12 protein-coding genes are annotated in these 11,973 nt (G+C 39.9%); 7 read left to right on the forward strand and 5 right to left on the reverse strand.

Translation table 11 applies throughout. The features are described from left to right. Positions 1–327 precede the first annotated feature (327 nt). Both MsAc7_RS05285 and MsAc7_RS05290 read left to right on the forward strand, forming a co-directional pair. Complete coding sequence (locus tag MsAc7_RS05285; RefSeq protein ID WP_338101884.1) at positions 328–876, forward strand: sugar O-acetyltransferase; 549 nt, start codon at positions 328–330, stop codon at positions 874–876. A 139-nt stretch (positions 877–1,015) separates the two neighbouring features. After that, complete coding sequence (locus MsAc7_RS05290) at positions 1,016–1,969, forward strand: hypothetical protein (RefSeq protein WP_338101885.1); 954 nt, start codon at positions 1,016–1,018, stop codon at positions 1,967–1,969. A 143-nt stretch (positions 1,970–2,112) separates the two neighbouring features. On the opposite strand, the gene MsAc7_RS05295 is transcribed toward MsAc7_RS05290, so the two are convergent. The 3 genes from MsAc7_RS05295 to serB all read right to left on the reverse strand — a co-directional run bounded on the left by MsAc7_RS05295 (position 2,113) and on the right by serB (position 5,251). After that, positions 2,113–3,192 (reverse strand): hypothetical protein, encoded by a 1,080-nt coding sequence (locus MsAc7_RS05295; RefSeq protein ID WP_338101886.1) that lies wholly within the window; start codon positions 3,190–3,192, stop codon positions 2,113–2,115. Positions 3,193–3,642: 450 nt separating this feature from the next. Beyond that, a complete protein-coding gene (locus tag MsAc7_RS05300) occupies positions 3,643–4,497 on the reverse strand; it encodes a coiled-coil protein (protein WP_338101887.1) in 855 nt (284 codons plus the stop codon). An 88-nt stretch (positions 4,498–4,585) separates the two neighbouring features. After that, positions 4,586–5,251 carry a phosphoserine phosphatase SerB gene (serB, locus tag MsAc7_RS05305; protein WP_338101888.1) on the reverse strand — a complete coding sequence of 222 codons (666 nt, stop codon included), beginning with the start codon at positions 5,249–5,251 and terminating at the stop codon, positions 4,586–4,588. A 465-nt stretch (positions 5,252–5,716) separates the two neighbouring features. On the opposite strand from serB, the gene MsAc7_RS05310 reads away from it, so the two are divergent. The 4 genes from MsAc7_RS05310 to tmk are packed head-to-tail and all read left to right on the forward strand — an operon-like array spanning position 5,717 to position 7,723. Continuing rightward, entirely contained in the window at positions 5,717–5,929 is a 213-nt protein-coding gene (locus MsAc7_RS05310; RefSeq protein ID WP_338101889.1) for a hypothetical protein, read from the forward strand. Beyond that, positions 5,926–6,396 carry a hypothetical protein gene (locus tag MsAc7_RS05315; protein ID WP_338101890.1) on the forward strand — a complete coding sequence of 157 codons (471 nt, stop codon included), beginning with the start codon at positions 5,926–5,928 and terminating at the stop codon, positions 6,394–6,396. The genes MsAc7_RS05310 and MsAc7_RS05315 overlap by 4 nt, the downstream gene beginning before the upstream one ends. A 5-nt stretch (positions 6,397–6,401) precedes the next feature. Further along, positions 6,402–7,064, forward strand: coding sequence for a hypothetical protein (locus MsAc7_RS05320; RefSeq protein ID WP_338101891.1), 663 nt, complete (start codon positions 6,402–6,404; stop codon positions 7,062–7,064). Between the two features lie 47 nt (positions 7,065–7,111). Then, a complete protein-coding gene (gene tmk / locus MsAc7_RS05325) occupies positions 7,112–7,723 on the forward strand; it encodes a dTMP kinase (RefSeq protein WP_338101892.1) in 612 nt (203 codons plus the stop codon). Positions 7,724–8,369: 646 nt separating this feature from the next. On the opposite strand, the gene MsAc7_RS05330 is transcribed toward tmk, so the two are convergent. Both MsAc7_RS05330 and MsAc7_RS05335 read right to left on the reverse strand, forming a co-directional pair. Further along, complete coding sequence (locus MsAc7_RS05330) at positions 8,370–8,693, reverse strand: transcriptional regulator FilR1 domain-containing protein (protein WP_338101893.1); 324 nt, start codon at positions 8,691–8,693, stop codon at positions 8,370–8,372. 6 nt (positions 8,694–8,699) lie between these two features. Continuing rightward, the gene (locus MsAc7_RS05335; protein ID WP_338101894.1) at positions 8,700–9,185 is read right to left on the reverse strand and encodes a helix-turn-helix transcriptional regulator; all 486 of its coding nucleotides are present in this window, start codon (positions 9,183–9,185) and stop codon (positions 8,700–8,702) included. A 1,210-nt stretch (positions 9,186–10,395) separates the two neighbouring features. On the opposite strand from MsAc7_RS05335, the gene MsAc7_RS05340 reads away from it, so the two are divergent. Continuing rightward, a complete protein-coding gene (locus MsAc7_RS05340; protein ID WP_338101895.1) occupies positions 10,396–11,808 on the forward strand; it encodes an APC family permease in 1,413 nt (470 codons plus the stop codon). Positions 11,809–11,973: the final 165 nt, after the last annotated feature.

The following is an 11,973-nucleotide window of genomic DNA, read 5'->3' on the forward strand; positions in this document are numbered from 1 at the left end:
TAAAAAAAGCTCAAAAAACATAATAAAAAACTCGAAAAACAAGTTCTTCCAAATGTTTCAGCGATTAAACCTTCTTGCAACCAAAGCTGAACAGATAAATGTTGTTTCTTTTCATTTTTGTTTTCTTTGCCGCTGTTTGACGATTTCGTTTTCCGGTGTTTTCCTCTTTCGTTTTCCAATGTTTCGACTTTTTTATATTTTTTCGTCCCCAAGCATTGAATTTTTATAAAAATGAATCCATCGGAACGTTAATTTTGACGTAAACCATCTATTGAAAGCGAACAAATTTATTCAATAAATTCTATAATTATACGGGAGAGAGAAAACATGACAAATCTGGAAAATGAAAACGATTTTTTGTATTATTCCGGCGGCGAAAAATTGGACAAAGAAAGAGCCGACGCCAAAGGTTTATGTCATGAATACAATCAACTCCATCCGTCGAAAATGGAAGAGAGAAACGCGATTTTAAGAAAGCTCTTCGGCAAAACCAAAAATAAATTCCTCATTGAGCAGCCTTTTTATTGCGATTACGGATACAATATCGAAATCGGTGAAAACTTTTACATGAATCACGGCGGCATCATTTTGGACTGTGCGAAAGTTACCTTTGGCGACAATGTATTTGTTGCGCCGGATTGCGGATTTTATACGGTTGGGCACGCGACGGACAAAGAAGAGCGAAATAAAGGTATGATTTATTCCCACCCGATTTGTGTCGGCAACGATGTCTGGATTGGCGGACGTGTTATTGTTTTACCGGGCGTTACCATCGGAAATGGGGTCATTATCGGCGCCGGAAGTGTTGTTACAAAAGATATTCCGGACAACGTTATCGCTTACGGCAACCCGTGCCGGGTTGTTCGAAAAATATGAAGCTTTAAAACCATAAATAAATCGAATTTTGAAAAAATGGAAAGTTTATAAATAGTATAAAAGTATTTGAGTTTAATAATCATAAATTATTCATAGTATTTTAATTTATTAGGATTATATCAATTGCCGGGAGAAAAAAATGGACAGAGACCACGCGGAATTGGTTGTTGTTCTTGGGGTTATTTTCGTGATTTTTTTGGCGGGCATTGTTTTCATTAACTTAAACCAAGAAAATACGGCAAACAACACAACAAAAACAAATTCTTCAAACACCGCGCAAGCTGCCGCAAATGTTGAAAACAAGACTTTGCCGACGCAAAACACATCCGGCTCATCTGATGTCGTCGTTATCAACTCCGGAGAAAACCCGGCCGCTTACAATCTTTCCGCGTACAACACCCCCGGAACTTATATTTATGTTCAACTCGGGCGGACGTCGGAACTGATCATTACCGGAACGGTTGTTGAAATTCAACCCTCTGTGTGGAATACGCCGGACGGAACGGCTCCGGAAGAACTTGTTTTGATGATGCAAACGCAGCAAACGCAGATGCAGCAAACACAGATGCAGCAAACGCAGGCGCAACAAACACAGATGCCTCCAATGCAGACACATCAAATACCGGCGCACACAAAAACCGCTGCAAATACTGTGGAAATTGATTTGTCCCCGGACAAGAGAATATACACAGATGTTGTCATTCAAATTGATAAAATCCATAAGGGAAACACGGAATCGCCGATTGTGATTCGGACATATGCCGGAACTGTCGATAACGTCCGATTTGAAAGCGATATTGAGCCGGAAGATTTCGTTGGCGGAAAGGAATATTTCCTGTTTTTGGAAAAAGATTCGGGACCTCTAAAAAACACCGGTGAGCCGCATTATGTGGTCTCCGGGCCGGCCGGGAAAATCCTTCTTTTGGAAAACGGTACCGGTGTTGACAACAATGGAAAAATTGTGAATATGACGGACGTGAAAAAAAGTGTTGTTTTAAAAACACAAACGATTTCAAGCGTGGTTGTTCAAAAAGTGAAAAATTGGAACTCCGACCTCAACACAAAAGAGGATTCTGAAACCGGGATGAGTTGAATCAATTCAGTAAAATGATGATCAATTCAGCGTATTTCCCATATTGTTTATGGATTCACCCGACGATTATCTGTTTCAAAACTATCATCAGTTTTAAAATTGTCGCTCATGATCGTTTATTTTAGAACGCGATATCTCTGATATCAACTGAAAATAGACATTTCCGCCATTATCAAAACAAGAAGGATGGTAGCAACCCTGATCTCTTTTCTTTGGAAGAAACTCGAATCAACAAGACAAACTAAATATTTTTCTTTTTTATAAATCAATTCAAACAGACCGATTTGATTTGAGGTCAAACGCAACCATCTTTTTTTGACAAAGGAATAGGATTTCCACCCCAGCCAAACCCAAAGCATGTAGAAAAAAACATTCATCAGACACATGAACAAAAATGAAACCCAATGCGTTGCCAAAAAGGGCATGGTTTCGGCAAAGATTGTCGCCGGAGAGGGAATGAATCTCAAAATTCCGGTTCGTGCGCCGAAAGACAAAAAGGCGGCAAAATTAAGAATCAACATAAATAATGAAACCGGAAAGTAAGCGATGGCCCGGGAAGTCAAAGGTTTTTTGAAAAATAACCGGTAGGCCAAGTAAAGAAAAACGGTGACGGCAGTAAACGTACCGGCGGACTCGAAAATATAAACCGGATAGATTCCGATATCGGTCATTGAATAAAAAAGAGAGAGGAACGTAAAGGTCAGCATGGCAATTGACGCGGCAATGACACCGGTTTTTTGTTTGAAAGAAGAGGAAATTTCCGAAATTTTTCCAAAAACAAGCATTCCGAGTTCGGATTTATCCGATATGAGATTCAAAACATTAATGGCGGTGAAGTAGAAAAACAGAACCCAGATCATGAGCGCCAAATTCATCAAAAAACCAACCGGTTCCCGGTTTAAATACAAATTAAAAACAATGCTGTCAATGAAAGCGGTTGCGTAAATGAAGAAGATAATGCCATGGAATAAGACATTTTGACCGTAGTGAAACATGTTCCGGAATGAAATGTAAAAAATTCCGGCGAATAGGAAAACCAAAAAATAAAACGCTGCCAGTGAAAAGGCAGACCCAATCAATCCGGCCAATGTCAAATTCGAAAGACCTGTAACGGCAATCAAAAAGAGAAGCGGAAAAGTACAAAGAAAGACGCAATCCCATACGGAGATACTTGTTTTGCGAAACTTCGTTTTGACGGCATCAAAAACATGAGGGGTAACCATATTATCACATTTTTCTGTTTTTCAAAATTGGATCTTTTAATCTTTAATTTCAAATTCTTTAATTTTTAAAAATATTATAAATTTTTTAAATAAATGTTTTTGAAACACCGCTTAATTTTACACTTTGGAATGAGTTAATACAATCTGAGTAAAATCTAAATTGTTTGTAACATATATAAATGTTTTTATAAAAATATGAATAATAAATGAAATCATTTTAATTTAGAAAAAATTATGAATAAAACAGAAACAATCGAACCATCCGAAAAAATAAAATGTTATTTTAAATAGCCCATGATAAAATAAAATATTAAAAATAAATAAAGACAGAGGGTGTTTAATAATCAAAATAAAGAGAATACATGAGAGAAGAATCACAGAGCTAATAGGAAAATAACAAAATCAAAAAACAAAATCAAAAAAAAGAAAAAAGAAATTCTTTCTTTTTTCTTAGTATTTGGATCTTTGAAGAGCCATCAAGTCTTCCATTGTCAGCTTGCCGCCGTCCTTGAACTTGTCCATAATGCCTTGAGCATCTTTTTCGAGTTCTTCTTTGTCTTGCTTGGACTTGGAATCTTTGTCTTTTTTCTTGGATTTTCCGGTTTCTTTGTCGATATCCCGGATTTCTTTTTGCGCTTCAATGAAGACTTTGTGCTGTTCGTCAGCGGCTTCTTGAGCACGGATGAAATTTTTATGGGCGACATCAGATTCGGCGCGGACGCGGTCAGCGTCTTTAAACGCGGTAATCATTTGTTCGTGATAAACTTGAGCCTGCTCGGCATAAACAGAAAGTTGAGCGTGGTATTCGGAGGCTTCGTCGCGAATGATTTGGGCTTGGTCCAAAATTTCCTTGAGTTCGCTGTTGTCATCCAACGTCTTTTTCTTTTCGACGTATTCTTGCTCCAACTCTTTAATTTTGGTCACGAGCTCTTTTTCCTTTTTCGGAGACATGACATTGGTTTGCTGTTGGAATTCAAGCGCATCGATTTGTTTTCGAATCTCTTTGATGGACGGACCGTCGAGGTTGCTGTCTTTTTTCAGGCTGTCGGCCTTGGCGAAAAGCTCGTTGGCGCGCGCGTTTGTGGTGTCACGCAGTTCTTTGTACTTGCTGACATTCACGTTGACTTCGTCGCGCTTGACTTTTAAGTCTTGGGCAACCAAAATCAATTCTTTGGTCTTGTTGTTGAGTTCATTTCTTTCGGCAGCGTATTTGCTTGCTTCAGCGTTCAACTGGTTTCTTTTTTCTTTAGCCTCTTCAGAGATATCTTTTAACTCTGTTTTTCTTGTTTGCAGTTCTTTCATCATTACCCGGTCCCCCCTCTTCAAACGATACGGAGAATCGAGATTTTCCGTCCGCTTGAAATCGGTTTCCTATAAAACGTGTCGCGAAAAATTAAACCGGACACGGCGGTCTTGAAATAAGTTCTTTAAGAATCGGAATCACACACCGCAGATCCTTTTCAGCGACCGCGATGTTCGCGTGCTTTTGGACGGTGGGTTTTGCATTAAACGCAATGGAATAACCGGCCCGTTTGAACAGGCAGATATCGTTGGCGCCGTCGCCGACGACAACGCATTCCGAAAACCGGAACCCGTGTTCTTCAACAATTTTTTCAAAGACCTTTTCTTTCGAATTCGTTGTCCGGAGCAGTCCGGTCGCTTCTCCGGTGAGAAGGCCGTCTTTGACAACTAATTCGTTTGAGAATACATAATCGAGATTGAGTTCACGCTCGACTCGGTCGGCAACCAAATTAAAGCCGCACGTAATCATCGCCGTTTTGCTGCCGGTCGAATGAATGAAATCAATCAATTCCGGCGCGCCCGGCATAATTTGAATTTTTGAAACGGCATCCATTGCCTTTTCATAAGAAAGTCCTTTCAAAAACGCAACCCGCTTCTGAAAAGATTCTGTGTAATCCATTTCCCCGTTCATGGCCAGACGCGTGATTTTGGAAACTTCGGCGGCGGCTCCGGCCGCATTCGCCAATTCGTCAATGACTTCGGCGTCAATCAATGTGCTGTCCATGTCAAAAACAACCAATTTAAATTGGTTGGGCACAGCGCATGATTTTGAAGAACAGTTCACAAAAATCGGACTCTTTTCTCTGATGGGAAATAAGGATGCACATCCTTGAAAACAAAAGTTGCCTCCAAGGTTGATAATAATATTCGAAATTATATAAATTAAACCATATAAACCAAAGGACGTTATCAAAAAAGTTTCAATCTAAAACATTTTCTAAAACGGTTTAAACCGGTTTTTGGTTTCGCGCAAAAACAACTTATACGCCGTATGTTGTCGAAAACAAGACAATTCAGCGGTGTTTGAGATTGCTATTGATGGGGTGAATGAAATCCATTGCTTTTAAAGTTTGTGCTGAATAACACTTAGCCTAATTTTAAATTAATAAGAGAAAAAGACCAAATGGGAAAATATAATAATTTAAATCAACGAGCCGGACATTATAAATAAGTTCAAAATTAATTTAACTTAATTGAAAAAGCAAATTATAGAGGTTTTGATATGAAAACAAAAATCATAATAATTGGAATTTTGATTTTAATTTCTATTTTTGTCACCGGATGCCTGAATCAAACAGATAATAACGTGACCATTGAAAATGCAACAACGAATCACTCTGAAGGGAACAACGTTACGAATTCCGACGTCAAATACTATCCAAACTACGAAACTTTTGCGTATCGTCCCCGGAGATTCCAAGAAACAAACAATTGATTTACTTTGCAACGTTATCAAATATTGATTATATGCATCCGCCCAAAGAATTCCTTGAAAACAACTCTGACTTGATCATTTACGCAACCATTCAAGAAATTCAACCGGCAACTTGGTCAACAGCTGACGGAAAAATGCCATCTGATTTGTACCACACGAAAATGACAATCGGAAATGAAACCGAAACAGCCACTTATGAAATGATTAAGTCAGACAGTTATGATATTTACACTGATGTCATCTTCATCGTGGATGATTGGGCAAAGGGAAATAGTTCCAATGAAATTAAAGTCCGTTTCGTTGGCGGGCAAGTTGGAAATGTTGTCCGGGACGATATCGGATTTCCGGATCCGAGAAACTTAAAAGTCGGGGAACGATATCTTTTGTATTTGACGTATTATTCAGACGCTTATGAATTGAGATATCCGAACGGAATGGAAACGATTACTGTTAAAAATAATCCGTGAGAAATATGAAAACTAAAACCGTATTGATTGGACTTCTTGTTCTCCTATCTGTTTTTGCCGCCGGATGCCTGAATTCCGATGATGATGATGCCAATTCTACAGAAAATAACGTCACTGAATCCGTCAAATACAACTCCAGTTACAAAACAGCCAGATACATGCCTCCGCATATCCCAATGGACCAGCAGCTAACATATTTCTCATCATGGTCCTTTATTGATTACGCTTATCCGCCAAGAAATGTTCTTGAAAATGAGGCTGATTTAATCGTCTACGTAACCATTAAAGAGATTCAGCCGGCTGTTTGGTCAACTTACGATGGAAAAAGGCCTTATTTAGAAGAAGAAAGATTGATCAGCGGAGATGAAAACGGAACAACTGTTTACAAGGCAATCCGATCGGATGATTACGATATTTATACCGACGTCATTTTCACAGTGGACGAATGGGCGAAAGGCAACAGCTCCGATGAAATTAAAGTTCGTTTCATTGGCGGGCAAGTCGAAGATGTTGTCAGATTCGATACCGGATACCCGGATCCGAGAAGTTTAGAAGTCGGGGACCGATATCTTTTGTATTTGATGTATTATTCAGACGCTTATGAATTGAGATATCCGAACGGAATGGAAACGATTACTGTCAAGAACGGAATATTTTCTCTCTTTTAATTTTTCAGAGCAATCCTTTTTATCAAAAAACCCCATAAGGAAGGTTTATGCTTGGAAAACTTATTACTTTTGAAGGAATCGACGGTTCCGGAAAAAGCACAATGCTTGCACTTCTTCGTGAAAATGCCGGCTTAAAAAATCTTGGAGAAATCGCCTTTACCCGCGAACCGACTCAAAATACGCTCACGGGAAAAGCCGTTTATGCGGCCATTGAATGCGATGTCGACCCGATGGCGGAACTTTTTTTGTTTATGGCTGACCACGCCGCCCACGTTGCGGAAACGGTCCGCCCGAATATCGCCGCCGGAAAAATTGTCATCTCTGACCGGTATTCCGACAGTCGGTGCGCATATCAAGGCGCAACCTTGGACAAAACGATTCCAAACGCCCTTTCTTTTGTCAAAAATTTGCATGCGGGATGGACAATCGTTCCCGATTTGACATTCATTTTTGACTTGGCGCCAAAAGATTCAGTCGAACGCGTCAAAAACCGCGGCGAAAAAACGAAGTTTGAAAAAATCGAGTTTTTAACGCGCGTGCGCGAAAACTTCATGACGCTGGCCAAAGCCGAACCGGAACGGTTTGTGATTTTGGACGCGAAATTGCCGCCGGCAGAAAATGAAAAAATTATCGTGGAAAAAATAAAATCGATTCTTTAAAAAAATCGGAAGTCAAAGGCTTAAAAAAGACAAAATTTTAATTTGATTTTAACCCATTTTGCATATTTTTCAACTCAAGAAAGCCGCCACGCAAAATCAGACGCTTTGCGTCTGCATTTTGCGGAATTCCATAATCTGATGCATTCCAATTTGCAACTGTACGCACTGTTTACTATTTCAATTGCACTTGCTGTTTTCTATTCCGATTGCACCTACTGTTTACCATTCCGATTGCATCTGCTGCTTACTATTTTCCGATTGCATCTGCTGTTTACCATTCCGGTTTGCATCTGCCACTACTGTACCAAATCTAATTCAGTGAAATCCGAGAAAATCAAACGCAAAGCGTCTGATTTTGCAGGGCGGTTTGCTTGGCTATTAATAATTTTGACCATATATATTCAGCGACCGAAGGGAGCCGTTCGCGAAGCGAACTTATTGTTGCAAGTCCATCACACCGCCTTTTGAAAAATTCCATAGCGAAGCGAAGGAATTTTTCGGTTGATTTTTCGGGAAGGTTTGCCGGACTCAAAAAGAAAATGACCCTCTGTTTTCTCATGAATCAAAATGAAAATGTGCTGCTATAACGCGCGCGTCGGACGTCGCCAAAAAGAAGAAAAAAGGAAGAAAAGAGAAAAAAGAAAAATCATTTTGATTCGTATTGTAAAACCGAAACAGACGACTTTTTGAAATACTTATAAAGCTCTTTGATCCACGATTTGGTAAGATCATCAAAGCTGATGAGCATTTTGTTGTCATAAACCCCATCGTTGTTGAAAAGATAAGTATATGTGAAAATATCCGTCATCAACATGGAAGGCGCAATCGATTTTCCTTTTTCGTTGTAAACGAGAAACGTCACATTATCCTTGGCAATAAAATTCTCAAGACGGCCGCCATATTCTTCTTTCATCCGGTCAAAAACCTTCGGCGTCACAATCATTGTCATCTCTTTGCCGGACTCAGCCATCTTGAGCTATTCGTCGGTGTAAACCGGATGGTAAACCGAAAGAAGGCACATGGCGTGCTTTGATTTTTTCAAGTTGTCCAAAAACTCGGCCGGAACATCAAACATGTAATCGCTGATGCTGTACTCAAGAAGCTTGTAAGCGCCGATTTCACCGATCCGGTAAAGCAACTCCGGCGGAATAACCGACAAATCCCGGTCAAACCAATACTTCCGGTCCCGCTCAAGGACAGCAATCGTCTCAAAGAGCGGATACATATTCTTGACCAAAATATGACCAATATGTGTCAATTCATAACGGTCATCTTTTAAAACGATAATTTTTTCGTCGCGAAGCGTTTTGAGCTGCGGTGCTAAAGAATGAGCGGTCATCTCGGTTTTTTCCGTGAGTTCCTCTATTTTACAACCCTTCTCTTTCAACAACAAGAGAAGGGTGCGCCTCTTCTCCGAAAGACAAACAATGTCGCTTAGACTCAATGATGCCGATAATGTCATTTGAATCGCCTTTTGAAAATGAAACACAGATAAACACAGATGAAAGAATAAATAAATCAAACAAATCATTAACAATATTGCACTGATACGATGACGATCAGGACAGAGGATCATGATCACATACAATCAGTAACAGATATTCATGAGGATTAAATAAACACAACAGGAAAAGACCTGCGGAATAATAATCAAACAATGAAATTATATAAGGGGCCGGTTATAAAAACAAGCTTCCAACTGTTATTGCGACAGACTGTAATCCATGAAAGCATCAATATTTCATGACAAATTAAGGGTTACTTATCCGCTCCTCATATATAAAGTTTTAAGTAACGCCTTGAAATTCAAATGATAAAAACCGACCTGGAGAATGTATTATAGGAACAGTTTTGAAAAAGGATTTATAAATACAAATTGGAATGAAGAATTCAAAAAACAAAATAAAAATAAAAGGAGTTTTCCAAAAACCGAATCAAAAGAAGCGATTTGTAAAAATAAAACGATGATAGATTTTTTATTCGGCGATATATTTTAACAATATTGTAATATTAACGCCTATTTTAAATTAATAAAAAGCAATACAATCCTCTTGTCAAACCATATTTCATTAAGAATCATTAATAATGACAAACGGTTATGCTATATACGATTCTCACTATTTACACGGTGCAAGTAAATCTCAACCCATATGAATAATTAGGAGAGAGATTGGAACAAATGATGCGGATAATTTTATGATGGTCTTGTGAAAAAGCAGACCGGATTGAAAAATCAAGTCCGGATATGGGGGTATCGCTTTTGTTTTCAAGAACAGAAGCCGCATTTGTATTGTGTGTGATTCATCAATAACAAACTAAACGATTATCCGGTTTAGGGTTTATTGGAATCGGCGGTATTTTGAAAATGTTGAAAATGCCAAAAACATCTCAGCATTTTAAAAATATAATAATACGGAGGTATTAGACAAGCAAAAATAGTTCTAACAGCTTATGCTTTGAAAAAATAACGCCAACATATCGACGGATTGTCAATGTGAAATCAAACGGCGAATGATTCAAAACAACAGCCCCTATTTGCGTTTTAACTTTTTTGCAGGTCGTTTTGATTTTAAAAAAATGTTTTGTGAAATAATTGGAATTCAGTCGGCTTTTCGAAATGAAAAAAATTATTTCGGGTTTATGATATTTTTAAAAAAAAGGTGGTTTTTTCAGTGGATAGTGACAGTAATACACTTCAAAGAACAATTGACTGGAAGCAAGGCCTGGCCATTGCGCTTGGTGTTCCTCTTTTGATTTTGCCATCAATCGGAACATTTGCGACCTATTTGTGGGCATTTGCAATCGTCGCATGGGGTCTTTCCGTTTTGCAAGGATTCCTTCAAAATATGGCTTACGGAGAAATGGCAACGGCGTTTCCAAACGCTTCCGGACTTCCGGGATTTGCGCAAGCGGTCTTCGGCGCCGGAACAAGTACCGGTAAATTCATCGGCGGATTTTCCGCATGGGGATACTGGCTCGCTTGGAACCCGGTGTTGGCAATCTTCTCCGTTCTGATCGGCAGCTACTTAAACGGACTTGTCCCGGCCTTTGCCGGCATATCTCCGATGTGGCTTTCCGTGGGTGCCGGAATCGTTATTTTTGGTGTTTTGATGCTCGTGAACTCCCGCGGTGTTTCCGGCGGCGCGACATTGGGTTACATCTTGGCGATTTTTGCATTGGTTCCGCTCTTAATCATTACGCTTGCGCCCTTTTTCACCGGCGCGTTCCATATTGAGAACATTACAAACAGCTGGTTCCCGACGGACTGGAGCTGGGATATTTACGGAATTTTGATTTTCCTTGGTATTATGGCAACGGCACAGTGGAGCGCTTGCGCTTGGGAAACGGCTGCCATTTACGGACCGGAATACAAAAATCCGAAAAAAGATGTTCCGAAAGCACTCTTCAGCTGCGGTATTATCTGTTTGTTCACCTACGTGATGGTTCAAACATCCGTGACCGGAACGCTCGGTGTTGACGCCGTTATTGCCGAAAGAGTTTCCCCACTTCTTCCGATGGCTAAATTGGTTCTCGGAGACATGGGTGGAGTCGTTGCGATCGTGATGCTCATTGCCGCCATGGTTTTGATCATTCAGACGGCCTTTAACGGATCGTCCAGATCAATGCACTCCTTGGCCGCCGAAGGAAACTTGCCGTCTTTCTTCGGAAAATTGAACAAGAACGGTGTCCCGATGGTTGCAATGGCTGTCATTGCCGTTTTTAACCTGTTTTTGATTGTTTTGTTCTCCATGGCCGGCAGCGGTGCCGGACCCGCTGCGATTCTTTCCGCATCCGCAATCGGATACGTCGTCGCAAACGGTATCAGTTTGGCTGCTTACTATAAAGCCGCAACCGACCCGAAATTCAAGGACTTGGAAAGACCGTTTAAAGCCCCGAAAGGCTGGAAATACGTCGCCATGATCTTTTCGATTGTCAACATTCCGTTCTACCTGATCGGTATCGTCTACTTGAACAGATTGGACGCCGGATGGGGACCGACTCTTCTCGGATTTGTCGTTTTGGCGTTGTTCATCCCGCTCTGGTGGTGGGCCCAAAAGGAAGTTCAGAAGAAAGCGTCGGCATAAACGGATGGAAACAAAAATAAATCAATGGGTGATAAAGTAAAGAAAAGCAATGACTGTTGCTTTTCTTATTTTTTATCCGTTTTGAAAAATGTTAAAATGCTAAATCTTCGATTATTTTGGACATTTTTCAAAGAAATAAAAGACAAAGCCGATACGGCGAATATC

This window comes from Methanolapillus millepedarum (genome assembly GCF_032594115.1).
GTDB classification, from domain to species: domain Archaea; phylum Halobacteriota; class Methanosarcinia; order Methanosarcinales; family Methanosarcinaceae; genus Methanolapillus; species Methanolapillus millepedarum.